General features: G+C 73.0%; 14 protein-coding genes. 7 read left to right on the forward strand and 7 right to left on the reverse strand.

Features of this window, described 5'->3' with window-relative positions:
• The first annotated feature begins 70 nt into the window (after window positions 1–70).
• Window positions 71–1,081 (forward strand): polysaccharide deacetylase family protein, encoded by a 1,011-nt coding sequence (locus ABZ716_RS13945; protein ID WP_358958880.1) that lies wholly within the window; start codon window positions 71–73, stop codon window positions 1,079–1,081.
• A gap of 72 nt (window positions 1,082–1,153) precedes the next feature.
• Here ABZ716_RS13945 and ABZ716_RS13950 read toward each other — a convergent pair whose 3' ends face one another.
• Window positions 1,154–2,791: an ADP-ribosyltransferase domain-containing protein gene (locus ABZ716_RS13950; RefSeq protein ID WP_358958882.1), complete on the reverse strand. Its 1,638-nt coding sequence runs from the start codon at window positions 2,789–2,791 to the stop codon at window positions 1,154–1,156.
• An 82-nt stretch (window positions 2,792–2,873) separates the two neighbouring features.
• Window positions 2,874–3,551 (reverse strand): macro domain-containing protein, encoded by a 678-nt coding sequence (locus ABZ716_RS13955; protein ID WP_358958884.1) that lies wholly within the window; start codon window positions 3,549–3,551, stop codon window positions 2,874–2,876.
• A gap of 242 nt (window positions 3,552–3,793) precedes the next feature.
• Here ABZ716_RS13955 and ABZ716_RS13960 point away from each other — a divergent pair, with 242 nt between their 5' ends.
• A complete protein-coding gene (locus ABZ716_RS13960) occupies window positions 3,794–4,612 on the forward strand; it encodes a M15 family metallopeptidase (protein ID WP_358959148.1) in 819 nt (272 codons plus the stop codon).
• Here ABZ716_RS13960 and ABZ716_RS13965 read toward each other — a convergent pair.
• A complete protein-coding gene (locus ABZ716_RS13965) occupies window positions 4,561–6,234 on the reverse strand; it encodes a TROVE domain-containing protein (protein WP_358958887.1) in 1,674 nt (557 codons plus the stop codon). The genes ABZ716_RS13960 and ABZ716_RS13965 overlap by 52 nt on opposite strands.
• A 295-nt stretch (window positions 6,235–6,529) precedes the next feature.
• On the opposite strand from ABZ716_RS13965, the gene ABZ716_RS13970 reads away from it, so the two are divergent.
• Window positions 6,530–6,964, forward strand: coding sequence for a VOC family protein (locus tag ABZ716_RS13970; protein WP_358810854.1), 435 nt, complete (start codon window positions 6,530–6,532; stop codon window positions 6,962–6,964).
• A 24-nt stretch (window positions 6,965–6,988) separates the two neighbouring features.
• Here ABZ716_RS13970 and ABZ716_RS13975 read toward each other — a convergent pair whose 3' ends face one another.
• Window positions 6,989–7,657: an alpha/beta hydrolase gene (locus ABZ716_RS13975; protein WP_358958889.1), complete on the reverse strand. Its 669-nt coding sequence runs from the start codon at window positions 7,655–7,657 to the stop codon at window positions 6,989–6,991.
• Window positions 7,658–7,689: 32 nt separating this feature from the next.
• Window positions 7,690–8,322, reverse strand: a complete 633-nt coding sequence (locus tag ABZ716_RS13980; protein ID WP_358958891.1) for a dihydrofolate reductase family protein — start codon at window positions 8,320–8,322, stop codon at window positions 7,690–7,692.
• Window positions 8,323–8,512: 190 nt separating this feature from the next.
• On the opposite strand from ABZ716_RS13980, the gene ABZ716_RS13985 reads away from it, so the two are divergent.
• Both ABZ716_RS13985 and ABZ716_RS13990 read left to right on the forward strand, forming a co-directional pair.
• Window positions 8,513–8,818 carry a hypothetical protein gene (locus ABZ716_RS13985; protein ID WP_358958893.1) on the forward strand — a complete coding sequence of 102 codons (306 nt, stop codon included), beginning with the start codon at window positions 8,513–8,515 and terminating at the stop codon, window positions 8,816–8,818.
• Window positions 8,819–8,995: 177 nt separating this feature from the next.
• Window positions 8,996–9,244: a hypothetical protein gene (locus ABZ716_RS13990; protein WP_358810851.1), complete on the forward strand. Its 249-nt coding sequence runs from the start codon at window positions 8,996–8,998 to the stop codon at window positions 9,242–9,244.
• 14 nt (window positions 9,245–9,258) lie between these two features.
• On the opposite strand, the gene ABZ716_RS13995 is transcribed toward ABZ716_RS13990, so the two are convergent.
• Both ABZ716_RS13995 and ABZ716_RS14000 read right to left on the reverse strand, forming a co-directional pair.
• A complete protein-coding gene (locus tag ABZ716_RS13995) occupies window positions 9,259–11,310 on the reverse strand; it encodes a dynamin family protein (RefSeq protein WP_358958895.1) in 2,052 nt (683 codons plus the stop codon).
• 62 nt (window positions 11,311–11,372) lie between these two features.
• The gene (locus ABZ716_RS14000) at window positions 11,373–11,798 is read right to left on the reverse strand and encodes a subtilase-type protease inhibitor (protein WP_358958897.1); all 426 of its coding nucleotides are present in this window, start codon (window positions 11,796–11,798) and stop codon (window positions 11,373–11,375) included.
• A 381-nt stretch (window positions 11,799–12,179) separates the two neighbouring features.
• On the opposite strand from ABZ716_RS14000, the gene lanKC reads away from it, so the two are divergent.
• Together lanKC and ABZ716_RS14010 are read left to right on the forward strand one after the other, a co-directional pair.
• Window positions 12,180–14,816 (forward strand): class III lanthionine synthetase LanKC, encoded by a 2,637-nt coding sequence (gene lanKC / locus ABZ716_RS14005; RefSeq protein ID WP_358958899.1) that lies wholly within the window; start codon window positions 12,180–12,182, stop codon window positions 14,814–14,816.
• Complete coding sequence (locus ABZ716_RS14010) at window positions 14,813–14,944, forward strand: SapB/AmfS family lanthipeptide (protein ID WP_351887784.1); 132 nt, start codon at window positions 14,813–14,815, stop codon at window positions 14,942–14,944. The genes lanKC and ABZ716_RS14010 overlap by 4 nt, the downstream gene beginning before the upstream one ends.
• The last annotated feature ends 53 nt before the right edge of the window (window positions 14,945–14,997 follow it).

Raw genomic sequence — 14,997 nt, forward strand, 5'->3', positions numbered from 1 at the left:
ACAGTGCGGTACGCGGGCTCCCGTCCCCGGTAGGTATGGCGCGACACCTTCGCCGTGGAGAGGCTTTCCGATGCGTCACCCGTTCGTCCCGCTCGGCGTCCTTGCGGGCGCCGCCGCACTGCTCGCCACCGGCTGTTCGACGGGATCCCCGCCGGCCGCCGGGGAACCCCGCGCCGCCGCCCCGCCCGTGGCCAGCCCGGTCACCGCGAAGAACCCGGCGGAGGTCGGCGCCAACGAACTCGGGCTGGTGCCCGTGCTGATGTACCACCAGCTCACCGAGAAGCCGGCCAGCGTCTACGACCGCACCCCGGCCGATTTCCGGGCGGAACTGGAGCGCCTCGCGCGGGAGGGCTACGTCCCCGTGACCGCCCGGGACTTCCAGACGGGCCGGATCGACATCCCGGCCGGCGCCCACCCGGTGGTCCTCACCTTCGACGACTCCACCAACAGCCAGGTGCGGCTCGGGGCGGACGGGAACCCGGCCCCGGACACCGCCGTCGCCATCCTGGCGGAGACGGCGAAGAAGCACCCCGCATTCAAGCCGGCGGCGACCTTCTTCGTCAACGCGGAAGCCTTCTCGGCGACGGGCCCCGCCCGGGCCCTGACCTGGCTGAAGGACCACGGGTACGAGGTCGCCAACCACACCGACCGCCACGAGAACCTGCGCTCCCTGGACCAGGCGGGCGCCGTCCGGGCCATCTCGGCCGGCCAGCAGGCGATCGAGAAGGCGGCGCCGGGCACGCGGGTCACCTCCCTCGCCCTGCCCTTCGGCGCCATGCCGGAGCCGGCCGCAGTGGCCGCACGGGGAACGGGCTACCGCTACGACGGGGTGTACCTCGTGGGCGCCAACCCCTCGGCCTCCCCGTACGCGAAGTCCTTCACCCCCGGCGCGATCCCCCGGATCCGCTCGGCCGGCCCGAAGGACGAGGACGCCGAGTTCGGCTCCTCGCGCTGGCTGGACAAGCTCGCCGCCGGGAAGAACCGGTACGTCTCGGACGGGGACCCCGCCACCGTGGCCTTCCCCCGGGCCGCGCAGAACGAGCTGTCCCCGGCCTTCGCGAAGCGGGCCCGGCCGTACTGAGCCCGGCCCGGCCGTACTGAGCCCGCCGGTGCGGGCTCAGCGGACCAGTCCGGCTCAGGAGACCAGTCCGGCTCAGGAGACCAGGGGACCCTCGTCCGCCTCGGTCAGCCGGACCGTGCACAGGCCGCCCCGCTCGGCCTTCACCTCCGTCACCTTCAGCTGGGTGCCCGGCGCGAGGATGTACTCCTCCTCGCCGGTGAAGGCCGAGAAGCTGCGGATCCCCACCGCTCGGGAGGGCGTCACCTCGAAGAGGGTCCTCTTGCCCCGGCTGCCGAGGAAGGCGCGGGCCACGCCCAGCTCGGAGGTGCAGGAGGACACGCCCCACCAGGTGACCGTCCCGCCGACCGGGTACTGCGCCCGCAGGTCCAGCGACACCCCGCGCCACAGCGGCGCGGTGCGGGCGGGCAGCTGCCCGACCGCCGAGAACAGCAGCCGGAGGTACGGGAGGTAGGGCACCACGCGGCTGCGGTCCGGGGAACGCAGGACCGCGTTGATCTCGCGGTAGAAGGCGGACTCGCAGGTGTAGAGGTACAGGGCGGCGATCGCGTCGGGGGACAGCCCCCCGGCCACGGCCGTCTCGTCGGCCCTCCGCTTGCCGAACTCCAGGGAGCGGTCGATGTGGCGGCCCAGCCCGGACAGCACCTCGGCGACGGGTGCGACCGCCGTACGGAAGTCCATCAGCGGGGTGTCGAACACCCCCGTGATCGCCGGGAGGACGAGGCCCTCGTCCTTGACGCTGGTGAGCCGCTCCAGGTACAGCTGGTGCAGTTCCATGGTCGACGCGATGAAGGCCCCCATCCGCGCGGCGACATCGCCCTCCGTCCCGCCGGCCGCCGCGGTCCCGGTCCCGGCCCCCTGGTCCCATCCCCTGCTCGGCAGCCAGTCGACCGGCTCGGCGCCCAGCGAGGCGAGGGCGTCGTTCACCGTGGCGAAGTGGTCGCCCTCGCAGAAGACATCGCCCTGGGCGGCGGGGTTGGCGTGGTCGATGTGCCGGACCTCGACGCCCGGGTACTTCGCCTCGAGACGCTGGACCACCTTCTTCAGGCTGCGGGCGTGCGCCCCCCACCAGGCGAAGACCACGCTGCGGTCCTCCTCGGCGGCGTCCTGCTTGGCCTTGAGGATCTCCTCGGCGATCCGTTCGGCGACGGGCCGCCAGAAGGCGGTGTGCCGGTCGGCGCCCATGGCCCCGTCGCCACTGGCGGTGAGCGAGGCGTTCAGCAGGAGCACGCCCTGGGTGAGCATCGCCTGGAACCACTCCGGCGGCTGGACCGTGTCCCGCTCCTTCAGCAGGGCGCGGACCTGCGCGATCGGCGTCTTCTTGGCGATGCCGTACTTCCACATCGCGGCCGCCTTGATGATGCAGCGGATGCTGACGACCCGGCCGAACTGGCTGTCCTTCCAGTCGTTGAAGGTGTTGTCGAACATGGCTATGCCGGTGGCGCTCTCCGGCCTCGGGTAGGGGTTCTGCCCGAAGACGACGACCTTCCACTTGTGCGGCGGATGCGGCTTGAGGGCCTGGAAGGTCAGCTCGCGGACCGGGACGACCTCGGGGCTGCGGCCCGCGCCGATGAAGCGGGCGGCCTCCGGCTGCGCCTCGATGACGGGCTTCAGGAGCGGAAGCCAGGGTTCACCGCCGCCCTTGAAGAGTTCGGTGAGCTGCAGCGGGTCGCCGGCGTCGGGCTGGGGCGGGGTGGTGGCGTCGTGGTGCATGGGGCTGGGGCTCCCGGTCGTCGTGCTGGAGGGGTGGAAGGTGGCGGCGGGCTGAGCGGCGGCGGGCGCGGTGGGGTCGGCGTCAGCGACGAAAGGAATGCCCTTTCGGCGGCACGATGCGGACCCGCTGCGCGACGGGGGCGCTCTCGATCCCGTCGAGCTGGGCGGTGAGGGTGGCCCGCAGTTCGTCGTCGTTCTCGAACCAGTGGTCGTGGAAGAGCGTGTAGCCGGTCCACATCAGGTTCGCGCAGAGGCGGGCGGGGACCCGGCCGGTCTGCGCGCCCATCCCGACCAGCGCAACGGAGCGGATACTGCCCGGCGCCTTCCGGTTCTGCCGGTGGACGGCCTGGAACGCGGCGGCGCACGCCAGGGCGACGTTCAGCGTGTCCCGGACGTTCTGGGCGGACTGCACCATGGTCGGGGTCGATATGAGGAACCGCGGGACGGTCGCGCCGGAGGGGACGCACACCGCGCTGCCGACCGGGAGGGCCCCGGCGAACCGGTCGCGGATGGCCCGCTGCACGCGCAGCTGGATGCCGGCTCCGAGGTGGCGCTTGATGGCGGCGTCGACTCCGCCGTCCATCCGGCCCTGGGAGTTGGTGGGGGTGACCCAGGCGTCGACGTCCTCGTCGAGGATCGAACCCTTGCGGATCTCGATGCCGGGGGTGTCCGCGAACGCCGCCCGCCACGCCTCCACCACGCGCTGGTTCACATCGGTCAGCACGACCCTGAGCCCGGACTGCACACGGTTGTCGGTCATCATCCACTCCTGCCGGAAATCGAAAATGGGGACACGGAAATCGGCCCGACGGCCCCTGCCCTCTCCCTACGAAGCTATCGGCCACCACTGACAACGCGGCTTCGCGGACAGGAGAATGGATTCGCCCGCGCCGCCGCCGCGTTCGAACCGCCGGCCGCCCGCCGAGGCATACATTCCGAGGGGCCTGACCAGTACACAGGGGACAGCAGTTGACTCAGGCTCACCCCCAGGGAGACCCGATGATGACCATGTCCATGACGACGCGGCTCGCCGTGACCGTGGCGGCCACGACCGTGTTCGCGACGACCTCCGCCACCGGCGCGGGCGCCGTCACCCGCGCGCCGGAGCCCAAGGCTCCCGCGGAGTTCGTCTCCCTCGGCTCCGTCGACCCCACGATCATCCAGGAGATGCGGTACGTGTCGGCGCACAACTTCACCGGCGAGCGCATCGACGGCTATCGGCAGCCCGTCTGCCTCCTGACCCGGCCCGCCGCCGAGGCCCTGCACCGCGCGCAGACGCGTCTGCTGTCCCAGGGCTATTCGCTCAAGGTGTACGACTGCTACCGGCCGCAGCGGGCCGTGGACCACTTCGTCCGCTGGGCCGAGGACCTGGCCGACGAGCGGAGGAAGGCGGAGTTCTACCCGCGGGTGGAGAAGTCCCGCCTGTTCGCGGACGGTTACATCGCCGCGAAGTCCGGCCACAGCCGCGGCAGCACCATGGACCTCACCCTCGTGGCCCTGCCGGCCCTCCCGGCGCCGGCGCCCGAGCCGGGGCAGGAGTCCGTTCCCTGCTACGCGCCGCAGGCGGAGCGGTACCCGGACAACTCGATCGACATGGGGACGGGCTTCGACTGCTTCGACACGCTGTCGCACACCGACGACCCGCGCGTGCCGCGAGCGCAGCACGCGCACCGGATGATGCTGAAGGAGGCGCTGGCCCGGGAGGGGTTCGTCAACCTCCCGGAGGAGTGGTGGCACTTCACGCACCGGCCCGAGCTGTTCCCGGACACCTACTTCGACTTCCCCGTCTCCCGCCGCTCGGTCTCCGGGCACCGCCCCTGACCTACGGGTACGGCCCCGGGCACGGGCACGGGTTCGGCGGTCCACGGCCAGGCCGCCTCCCGGCCGGCCTCCACGAGGCCGACCATGCGGAACGCGGCGTCGGTCAGCCCGCCGAAGGTGTGCCGGTGGGGGCCGGAAGGGGCGAGGGCGGGCCGGTATCCGGCCAGGTTCCAGGTGTAGACCGGGACGTCTGCCGGGACCGGTTCCGGAACGCCGCCGCGTGGCGGGGGCGCGGCCTGTTCGTCGGTGACGATCAGGACGCGGTCGTGGCCCTTGTAGTGGGCGCCTACCGCCGTCGCGGTGTGGGTGCCGCCGAGGCTGTGGAACCGTTTCAGCACGTCGAGCACCGGCTCCCCCGGCCGGAAGGGCACCACCGCGCTGGACCAGCCGAACTCCACCAGGTCCGCCTGTTCGGCCCGCAGCGCGGTCGCGGCACCGAACAGGGCCGCGGCATCCGCCCGGGTCAGCCGGGACCGCTCGGAGAGGGTGTCCCAGAACATGGAGTCGGAGCGGTCCACGAGGATCAGCGTACGGCCGGTCAGCCTCGGCACGTTGGCCAGGGCGTGGTCCAGGGCCTGTTCCAGCGGGAGCGCCCAGCGCGGCGACGGGGCGTGGCGGCGGGCGGCCAGGTAGCGGAAAGGGAACTGCCGTGACCGGGCGACCTCGGCGGGGTCGGAGAGCCGGGCGGCGACCCGGGCCGCCACCTCGTCGCAGACGCCCGCCGCGTCGAAGTTGCGCAGGTTCCGCAGGAGCGCCATCGGCCCCATCGAGGGAATCACGGCCTCCCACACCGCGGCGCCCATCGGCCCCTGGAGCCAGCCCGCCACCGCCTCCCAGGTCATACCGGAGGCGGCGAGCCGTTCGGCGCCGCCCGGCCCCGCCACGACGGTGCGGCGCTCGTGCAGGGGTAGTTCCATGAGCGCCCGGTGTGCGGTGAGCAGCCGGTCGGAGGCCGGCGGTACGGCGTGCTGCGGGTGGTGGCGGCGGTCCAGGGCATAGCGGAAGAGCGCGCCCTGCCAGGGTTTCTGCGGGGCGGGAGAGGGATGCACCAGGTTGAGGACGTCACCGAAGCGGAAGGCATGGGAGTCGGTGTCGTACTTCAGCAGCGACCGTGAGGAGTACAGCCGGCGCACGGCGTCGCCGACGCCCCGCTTCACCGGCTGCGGCAGATTGCGCCCGTAGCGGCCGGTCCAGTGGGCAAGGAACTCTCCGGGCTCGTCGGCGCGTTGGAGTACCGAGTCGACCACGGACCGCAGCGACGGGCCACCGGTGGAGCCGGCGGCGAGCCGCGCGTGGACGTAGGCGGCGGCCCCGACCAGCGAGGCCGTGCGCATGTTGCCCTCCCCGCGGAGCCAGCGGAGCAGGCCGGCCGTCCATGTGGGGTCCTCGACGGCGAGTGCGGCCACGAGACGGAGGAATCGGTCGTCGCGGTCCTGCCCGCTCTCGTAGAAGGTCGGCTGGGAGACGAAGGTGCCGACGGCCAGGAGGAAGAGTTCCTCCTTGGGCTCCCGGGCGAAGGCCGGTCCGCCCTCGTAGGTCAGGGTGGCCGGCGGCCCGATGGGGCGCAGCCCCGGCGCTGGGCGGGTGCGGGCGGCGGCCGCGATCTGCGGCGCCACGAGCATCTCGGACCATGTTTTCGAGACGCGCGGGGTGTGACGACGAGGCAGGGAATCCCCCGGATGACGGAGACGGGCGAGGACGGCCGCGCGCCGCCCGAGATCAGAAGGGGCCGCGGCGTCACTTGGTGTCAGAAGGAAGGAGCCGCAGCCGGACGCATCGGGGGCGCGGGCCGCGGAGTCACCCTAGGCATCCGCTGGGGCGTCGTGCCACCGGTTTGTTCTACGCCGGGCACAGGGCGCCAACCGGCGCCCCAGAAAAGGACATTGCGTCGTCAGCGCTCGCTGTTACCGTGTCCGGGTGACGTCGATCAAGAAGTTCCAGGTGACCTTCGACTGTGCGGATCCGGAGCGTGTCGCCCGGTTCTGGTGCGAGGTGCTCGGCTATGTCGTGCCGCCGGCTCCGGAGGGTTTCGCGGACTGGGAGGACTACCAGCGGTCGCTTCCGCCGGAGCGGCAGGGGGCGGGGTTCGTCTGCCAGGATCCCTCGGGTGTGGGGCCGCGTTTCTATTTCCAGCGGGTTCCCGAGGGGAAGGCCGTGAAGAACCGGCTGCACCTCGACGTGAGGGTCGGCACGGGGCTGGTCGGTGAGGAGCGCGTGGCCGCGCTGGAGGCCGAGTGCGCACGGCTGGTCGCGCTCGGCGCCTCCCGCGTGCGGCTGCTGCGGGCGGACGGGTTCGACGAGTCGTGCCTGGTGATGCAGGACGTCGAGGGCAACGAGTTCTGCCTCGACTGAGCCGCCGCCCGGGCGGGGAACGGGTCAGCGGTCCCCCGCCCCGGCGGCCAGGAGGCCGGCCAGTTCCACAGGACGGCTGAGGGCGGCGCAGTGGCCCGCCGCGATCTCCTCCGGGACCACCGCGAGCCGCTTCCGCACGAGCCGGCGCAGGAAGCCGGGCGGAAGGAAGCGGTCCTCGCTGCACAGCACGAACCGCGTCGGCACGTCCGGCCAGGAGTCCAGCGGCCACGGCTGGGCCGACGCCGCCGGTGAGGGGTGGGCCCGTTCCCTGCGCACCGCCTCCTCGGCCAGCTCCCGGGGCACGTCGTGGTAGAACGCGGCGTACGGGTCGCCGCCCTGGCCGGCCCGGTGCCGTACGGCCTCGGCGTAGCCGCTGCCGGTCCACCACCGGTCCGCCGATTCGCCCGGCGCGGGAACCATCCCGGCGACCAGGACCAGCGAGGCGACGGGACGGCGGGCGGCGACCAGAGGAGCGGTGAACGCCCCGAACGACTGGCCCACGACCACGAGTCCGTCGCGGTCGCCGGCCGCTTCCACGACGGCGTCGGCGTAGTCGTCGAGCGTCAGCGCATCGTCGCCGACGGGAAGGTCCGGCGCGAGCACGCCGTAGCCGCGCGCCCGGAGCTCGGCCGCGACCAGGTGCCAGTACCAGCCGGCGTCACCGGCCCCGTGGATCAGGACGAACGTACGCACGCGCTCCCACCGCCCTCCCGTCCCGGGCCGGCTCAGACGCCGCGGTCGGGGGCGCTCATGTCGCCGGTGGCGGGTGTGCCCTCGGCGAGGGCGTAGCGCAGGTAGACGGTGCCCTGGGGGCCGGCGGCCGGGGGTGCGAGGAGTGTGAGGCGGGCGGGTACCACGCCGTCGGCGAAGACCTTCTTGCCGACGCCGAGGGTGATCGGGTGCAGCCACAGGTCGAGACGGTCGAAGAGCCTCTCGCGCAGCAGGGTCTGCACGAGGTCCAGACTTCCGACGACCTTGACGTGCTCGTGCCGCTCGCGGACCTCCCGCACCGCGCCCGCCAGGTCGGGGCCGAGCAGGGTGGATCCGGCCCATGACAGGTCGGGCTCGCCCCGGGAGGCCACGTACTTCGGGACGCGGTTGAAGAGCTCGGCGATCTCGTTGTCCGGGCCGCCCTTCTGGTGCGGCCAGTAGGAGGCGAAGAGGTCGTACGTGCGGCGGCCGAGCAGCAGGGCGTCCGTCCCCTCGTACGCGGCGCCCACCTGCCTCCCGGTCACGTCGTCGATCAGGGGTGCCTGCCAGCCGCCGTAGGGGAACCCCTCCGGGTCCTCGTCGGGGCCGCCGGGCGCCTGCCCGACCAGGTCGAGGGTGGCGAACAGTTCGATGTGGATGAGGCCCATGGTCTGCTCCCGGTGAGTCGGTTCCCTGCGTCAAGAGATAGACCGGCCGGGGCCCGCGAACTCATCGCCGCGCCGGAACGGGGCGCGCGCCCGGCCCGGCCGCCCGCCGAGTTGCCGAGCCGGTCGGCCGGTGTTTGCGTGGACGGGAAGGGGTCCCGGCCGGCGGGGCCGCGGAGCAGGGAGGACCCCCGTGAAGTTCGCGCAGATCATCGACTTCGAGACCGAACGCGCCGACGAGATGGCGGAGCTCATGCGCGGGTACGAGGAGACCGCCCGGGCTCAGGGCCGCACCGAGGGTCCCCGCCGCCGCACGCTGCTGCGCGACCGCTCCAACCCCGGCCGGTACCTGGCGGTGGTGGAGTTCGACTCCTACGAGGACGCCATGGCCAACAACGAGGCCCCGGAGACCTCCGAGCTCGCGGGGCGCCTCGCGGAGCTGTGCACGCGGCCGCCCGTCTTCACCGACTGCGACGTGACGGACTCCGCGGACCTGTAGGGGCCGCGGCCCGGACCGCCGCCCGGCATGCGCCCGCGGCTGGCAGGCGGTACGTTCACACAAGAACCCTCCGCCCGGGTTCGCGCCCGGCCGGCAGGGCGAGTATGGCCGGCGGAACGGACGCGGCCAGGCGAAGGCCCTGGTCAGGGCGTTCCGCCGTCCGGAGAGGACCGGCCGATGAAGGGGCGTAGCGTTTTCGGTGTGCTCGCGGCGGTGGTGGTGACGGCGCTCCTGTCCGCCGCACCGTCCCAGGCCGCCGTACCGGCCCAGCCCGCCATGGACTGCGCGGCGCTGATCAGCCTGCTTTCGGACCCGACCGTCTCCGTCCAGGAGAAGAAGGACGCCGGCCGGGACTTCCTGGACACCCACACGAGGGACGAGATCAACGCCTGCCGGCAGGACTACCAGGGCGGCGGCCTCGGCTGACCCGGCGCGGGCTCTCAGCGGCCCGAGGGGTCGCCGCCTAGGGTGTCGCGGAGCTCCTGGAGCTCGGTGATGAGAGCCTGGCCGTCCTCGTTCACGGGCGTGAGCCGGTCGATGAGGGCGCGGCTGCGGACGGTGTCCTCGGCGTTGATGCGCTCCATGATCTGGGCCAGCGTGGCGTTCAGGCGCGCCTGGTGCTGTGCGTGGTGGCGTTCCACCGCGTCGATGAGCAGCCGGCCCTGGCTGTGCGTGACGTTCTCGAAGGCACTGCGGGCCCGTTTGACCTGTTCGTCGATCATGTCCTTGCGTTCCTGGCGGGCCCGCTGGACCTTGGACTCGCGGTCCTTGAGGAGGTCGGTGACCTTGGCGATGGCGACGGCCGCCAGGACGGCGGCTCCCGCCGGTACCGCGATGGTGGCCAGGCTGAGGCTGGTCGTGAGCCACACGGCTCCGGCGGCCAGCGGGCTGGCGACGCCGAGGGTACTGGCCGCTGCCTGGACCACCCCGTAGGCGGTCAGGGGCGGCGGTCCGTCGGTCTGCATCGGGAAATAGCTCGTGTCGAGGGGTTCCGGGGAGACCAGCTGGGGGCCGGTGTCCAGGCCGAGGTCCGCCCGCAGCAGCTGCCGGGCGCTCGCGTCGAATGCCCGCAACTCCCCTTCCCACAGAGTGGCGGGCCCGTCGGCGGCGGTCATCCACCGGCTGAACAGCTGGACTTGGAGGACGTCGATCTCGTTGGCGTGCTCGGCGCTGAGGTTGCCGCCGTCGATCAGCGGGTCGAGGTGCTGGTGCAGAACGTCGGCCAGACCGCCGAACGGCCCCCGCGCGGCGCGGATCCTGCGCTGGAGCTCGCGTCCCAGTTCGGTGCGGATGTGGTCCAGGGAGCGCTCCGCGCCCGTGATGCGGCCGCGCAGGCTCTCCTGCTGGACCTCCAGGTCCTCCACGGCCAGCAGGTGGGTGTCGAGCATGTCGGCGAGCTGGCGCTGGCGGCGCCGTACGAGCCAGCGTGCCTCGTCGGCGACCTGGCGCAGGTGCGCGTGGCCCGCGCCGGATTCCATCAGGTGGCGCAGGTGGCCGCGCAGGGCCTCCATGCCGCTGAGGCGGCGCAGGGTGTCGCCGTCCTCCCCCTGGGCGTTCTTGAAGTCCCCTTCGGCCTCCCAGGCGGCCGAGACGGGCAGGAAGCCCTCGCCGACGAACTGGCCGCCGGGGGCGCCGAAATGGCTGCGCAGGTAGGTGTTGTTGGTGGCCAGCACGCTCTTCCAGGCGGCCTGGCCCGCCTCGCGCTGGTTGGCCAGGTCGATTCCGGAGAGGACCCACAGCACCCGCTTGTTCGCGTTGCTCTGCATGTGGTGGGTGTAGAGGTCCCGGATGAGCTGGAGTTCGTTGGCGGTGAGGGCGGACGTCGCGTGGCTGACGTAGAGGAAGCAGTCGGCCTTGGCCCATGCCTCGCGCATGATGGCCTCGTGCTCCTCGATCGGGGATTCCGAGCCGGGCAGGTCGAAGAGCTTGACCGGCAGGCGGGCGTCGGAGAGGAGAACCTCGACCGATTCGACCCGGAGATTGATGTGCTCGCGGCGGCGGTTGGTGACGTCGCCGTCCACCGCTCCGTACGCGGAGACGACGGCGGGCGGCAGGTCGGTGCCGATGTCCTCCACCCTGCCGCCCGCGAACCGCACGCGCAGCCGCGCCCGGCCCGTGTCCCCGTCGGAAGCCTCGTCCCCGACGGGGACGACCGTGCAGGGGCAGGCGGTGGTCGGGCGGGCCGAGGAGGGCAGGACGCCGAGGAACTCCGCCGACGGCATCCCGTCCTCGTCGGTGATGGGGACGTACTCCAGGCCGCCCTGGAGGCCGCTGATCAGGAAGCTCTTCCCGGACGACTGCCGCCCCAGGAGGGCCACGTTCAGCATGGACGACAGCACGCGCGTGCGCAGGGCCTCCATGCGGGCGGCGTCGTCGGCGAGGCCGGCCGTGTCGGGGAGGAGGGCGCGCGGTCCCTCCTCGTCCCACAGCCAGCGTTCGCAGCGGCTCAGCAGGTGCTTGAGTTCGTCCTGGGCTTCCTCGACCGGCGTCATGCCGGTACTTCTACCGCAGGACGCCGCCGCGCACCGGGTGAACGGGCCAACACCCTCCGGTTTCAGAAGGCGAAGACCGGATCGTCCTTCAAGGCCGCGGACATCAGGCACGGGTTGGCGAAGGAGTGCTTCCAGGAGACACGGGTGCCCTGCCAGACGCCGTCCGCCGTGACGGTGACGGGGTCGAAGCGCTTCGGACACGGGCGGCTCCCGCCGGAGGAGGCGGCCAGCAGGCGGTCGAAGGAGCCTCCGGCGGCGTTCACGGCGTCGCACGCGGCCCTGGGGGCGGGGTGGGTGCCCTCGGCGGTGTAGGCGCAGCTGAGGACGGCGGCCCGCAGCACGGTGCCCGAGGAGGCGTCGCCCCGGGTGACGGTGAAGACCAGGGCGGACGGGCCGGACGGGCTCGCGGGCTCGGCCCGTGCCACACCCGTGGTGCCGCCGAGGCAGAGGAGAGCGGCGGCGGAGACAGCGGCCAAGCGGTGACGCATGATCAACTCCCTTTCGAATCAAAGGTATTGAGCGGATGTAAGGCCGTTTCACCGGCCGGGCACCGCCGACCTTCGCAGATCCGAAGGAAGGTCGCATGTCGACGATCGGATTACGGACAGGCGGTCCGGATACCGGAGCGCGCAGGTGGCCCGGCCCTCGCTCCGGCCCCCTCCTGGTGAGGGCCGTGCGGGACGGCGCGGACGGGCCTGCGAGGGTGACCGGATCGGTGGGGTGGCGGCGCTCGGAGCCCCGCCGCGGGCGGCGCCCGCGGGCCTCAAGTGACGTATGAGTAGCGCATGGAGAGCCGGTGACAAACACGACTGTCGCGGGCTCCCGGCCGCGTGCCACCTTTGCTGTCGTCACCGACCGAGGGAGCAGGTGTGAACAACGGGCACGCGGCCTTCTGCGACGCCGACCGCTGGTTCTACGACGCACCGTACCGGCGCGCCGGCGAGAGCTTCCCCGCCGCCGTCTCCCCCGTACCCGAGGGGTGGCGGGCGCACCGCAGCGGCGACTGGCTCGCCCTGCGGCCCCTGGACGGGCACCACCTGCCCTCCCAGGGCTGGAAGATCCACGTGTCGGCCTCCCTCGACAACGCGGAGCGCATCCTCGACCGGGTGTACGCCTACTGCGTGGAGCGGCGGATCGCCTTCAAGTTCGTGCCCAGCCGGTACCTGCTGCACCTGCGCAACGCCAAGTACGCCGACCGCGCGGCCAGCGGCAAGTTCCTCACCGTCTACCCCGCCGACGAGGACGCCTGCCGGCGGATCGCCGAGGACCTGGACGCCCTGCTGGCGGGCGAGCCCGGCCCGTACATCCTGAGCGACCTGCGCTGGAACGCCGGCCCCGTCCACCTGCGCTACGGCAGCTTCACCCTGCGGCACTGCTACGACGACCACGGCGACCTGGTCCCCGCGATCGAGGCGCCGGACGGACGCCTGGTGCCCGACGCGCGCGGACCGGTGTTCCAGCCGCCCGCCTGGATCGAGCTGCCCGCCTTCCTGCGGCCCCACCTGGAGCGGCGCTCGGCCGTCACCCTGGAGGGCATCCCCTACGCCGTGGAGCGGGCCCTGCACTTCTCCAACGGCGGCGGGGTCTACGCGGGCCGTGACACCCGCACCGGCGAGCGGGTCGTCCTCAAGGAGGGCCGCCCCTTCGCGGGGCTCGCGGCCGACGAGGCGGACGCCGTGACCCGGCTGCACCGGGAACGGCGGGCGCTGGAACGGCTGGACGGGCTGGACTGCGTCCCCGCGGTCCGCGGCCACTTCACCGTCGGGGACCACCACTTCCTCGTCCTCCAGCACCTCGACGGCCACCCCCTCAACACCTACTTCGCCCGCCGCCATCCCCTGATCGAGGCCGACCCCGATCCCGCCGAGCTCGCCTCGTACACCGAGTGGGCGCTGAAGATCCACGCGCGGGTGACGGAAGCCGTCGACGCCGTCCACGCCCGCGGCATCGTCTTCAACGACCTGCACCTGTTCAACATCATGGTCGCGGAGGACCCGGACACCGGCGAACCCTCCGTCGCCCTGCTGGACTTCGAGGCCGCCGCCCCCGTCGAGGAGAACCTCCGCCAGACGGTGGCCAACCCGGCCTTCGTCGCCCCGCCCGACCGGCGCGGCTTCGCCGTCGACCGCTATGCCCTGGCCTGTCTGCGCCTGGCCCTGTTCCTGCCGTTGACCAGCCTCCTCGTCATGGACCGGGGCAAGGCCGCGCACCTCGCGGACATCGCCGCCGCCCAGTTCCCCGTGCCGCGCTCCTTCCTGGACGAGGCGGTGCGCGAGATCCTCGCCGACCCCGCGGCCGGCGCCCCCGGCGGGCCCCAGCCCGCGCGGCCCTACCTCCCGGCCGCGCCGGAGGACTGGCCGGCGGCCCGCGCCTCCCTGACGGCGGCCCTGCACGCCACCGCCACCCCGGACCGCGAGGACCGCCTCTTCCCGGGGGACCCGGCCCAGTTCGCCACCGCCGGCGGCGGCATGGCCTTCGGCCACGGGGCCGCCGGCGTCCTGTACGCCCTGGCCGAGACGGGCGGCGCCCCCTGGCCGGAGGCCGAGGAATGGCTGCTCGACCGCACGAAGCAACCCCCGTCGGGGACCCCGCTCGGCTTCTACGACGGTCTCGCCGGGCTGGCCTGGACCCATCACCGGCTCGGCCACCACGACCGCGCGCTCGCCCTGGTGGAGCGCCTCCTGGACGAGCCCTGGCAGTCCGCCGGCCCCGACCTGCACGGCGGCCTGGCCGGCATCGGGCTCGCCCTGGACTCCCTCGGCACGGCCACCGGCGACGGCTCCCTGCACGACGCCGCCCTGCGCTGCGCCGACCTGGCACACGCAGCGGCCCCGGCGCTGAAACGCACCGGACTCCTCTACGGCCACAGCGGGATCGCCCTGCTGCACCTGCGCCTGTACGAGCGCACCCGCGACCCGGAGCTGCTGCTGCGGGCCAGCCGTTTCCTCCACCGCGATCTGGACCACTGCGTGACCAGTGCCTTCGGCACGCTCCAGGTGGACGAGGGCTGGCGCACCATGCCCTACCTCGGCGCGGGCAGCGTGGGCATCGGCATGGTCCTGGACGACTGGGCCGGGCACGCCTCGGACGACCGCTTCGAGCAGGCGCGGACCCAGATCGTCCGGGCCGCCCAGGCGACGTTCTACGCCCAGCCCGGGCTGTTCCGCGGCGCCGCCGGGATGATCCTGCACCTGTCCCGGACCACGACCCCCGGCCCAGGCACCCGTGCCGAGGACATCGCCCGGCAGATCGAGGCGCTGGCCCGCCACGCGGTCCCGTACCAGGGCCATCTGGCCTTCCCCGGCGAGCAGATGATGCGCCTGTCCATGGACCTGTCCACGGGCACCGCCGGCGCTCTCCTCGCCCTCGGCAGCGCCGCGACCGGCGGTCGCGCGCACCTGCCGTTCCTCCCGCCGCCGCGCACCGCGACGGCCCCAGAGCCGGTCCCCCTCGCGGGGGCCGTGACCCGACCGAGCACATCCACCGACGAAAGGAACCAGCCATGACCCTCCTCGACCTGCAGTCCATGGAGACCCCGAAGGAAGAGAACACCGAGGCCGCGAACCTCACGGGCAGCCGCGCCAGCCTGCTCCTGTGCGGTGACAGCTCGCTGAGCGTCACGACCTGTAACTAGTCGGGTCCCTGCGGGCCCGGGCGGCACGTCGCCCGGGCCCGCACCTCTTTTCC

It is taken from the genome of Streptomyces sp. NPDC006687 (assembly GCF_040636215.1).
Taxonomy (GTDB): domain Bacteria; phylum Actinomycetota; class Actinomycetes; order Streptomycetales; family Streptomycetaceae; genus Streptomyces.

Bases quoted from the DNA above. Each gene is read 5' to 3' on its own strand.
- ABZ716_RS13945 (WP_358958880.1), top strand. From the start codon at position 71: ATGCGTCACCCGTTCGTCCCGCTCGGCGTCCTTGCGGGCGCCGCCGCA.
- ABZ716_RS13950 (WP_358958882.1), bottom strand. From the start codon at position 2,791: ATGCACCACGACGCCACCACCCCGCCCCAGCCCGACGCCGGCGACCCG.
- ABZ716_RS13955 (WP_358958884.1), bottom strand. From the start codon at position 3,551: ATGACCGACAACCGTGTGCAGTCCGGGCTCAGGGTCGTGCTGACCGAT.
- ABZ716_RS13960 (WP_358959148.1), top strand. From the start codon at position 3,794: ATGACCATGTCCATGACGACGCGGCTCGCCGTGACCGTGGCGGCCACG.
- ABZ716_RS13965 (WP_358958887.1), bottom strand. From the start codon at position 6,234: ATGCTCGTGGCGCCGCAGATCGCGGCCGCCGCCCGCACCCGCCCAGCG.
- ABZ716_RS13980 (WP_358958891.1), bottom strand. From the start codon at position 8,322: ATGGGCCTCATCCACATCGAACTGTTCGCCACCCTCGACCTGGTCGGG.
- ABZ716_RS13990 (WP_358810851.1), top strand. From the start codon at position 8,996: ATGAAGGGGCGTAGCGTTTTCGGTGTGCTCGCGGCGGTGGTGGTGACG.
- ABZ716_RS13995 (WP_358958895.1), bottom strand. From the start codon at position 11,310: ATGACGCCGGTCGAGGAAGCCCAGGACGAACTCAAGCACCTGCTGAGC.
- ABZ716_RS14000 (WP_358958897.1), bottom strand. From the start codon at position 11,798: ATGCGTCACCGCTTGGCCGCTGTCTCCGCCGCCGCTCTCCTCTGCCTC.
- ABZ716_RS14010 (WP_351887784.1), top strand. From the start codon at position 14,813: ATGACCCTCCTCGACCTGCAGTCCATGGAGACCCCGAAGGAAGAGAAC.